At 61.5% G+C, this 387-nt stretch carries 1 protein-coding gene; it reads left to right on the top strand.

The genetic code is table 11. The features are described from left to right. On the top strand, nucleotides 1–387 hold a 387-nt coding region (locus I6F37_RS44375), incomplete at both ends, for a metalloregulator ArsR/SmtB family transcription factor (protein WP_225155040.1).

Raw genomic sequence — 387 nt, 5'->3', positions numbered from 1 at the left:
ACCCGGCTGCGCATCCTTTCGCTCCTGCAACAGGATCCGCTGACAGTCGCCGAGCTACAGGAAATCCTGGGGATGGGACAAAGCCGCATTTCCACCCAACTCTCGCAACTGAAGGCCGCCGGTCTCGTGAGCGATGAGCGGAGCGGAAAAAACAATGTCTATACAGCGTCCCTCCCCGCCGCGCTTTTGCCGATTACGCTCCAGGCGGCGGGCGAGATTCCCGAGGTCGCGGGGGACAACCTCGCGCTCGGCCACATCCTGGGAAAGCGCAAGGATTACGCCAGAGCCTACTTCGACGAACTCGCGGGAAGATTCGGCAAGGACTACGTTCCCGGACGCTCTTGGAAAGCCCTCGCCGAGGCGCTCATCAAAGCGCTCAATTACCGC

Origin of the sequence: Bradyrhizobium sp. NBAIM08 (assembly GCF_020193935.1) — a bacterium.
Lineage (GTDB): Bacteria > Pseudomonadota > Alphaproteobacteria > Rhizobiales > Xanthobacteraceae > Bradyrhizobium > Bradyrhizobium yuanmingense.
The sequence above is the reverse complement of the archived record's forward strand: the minus strand, read 5'-3'. Positions and strand labels throughout refer to the sequence as shown.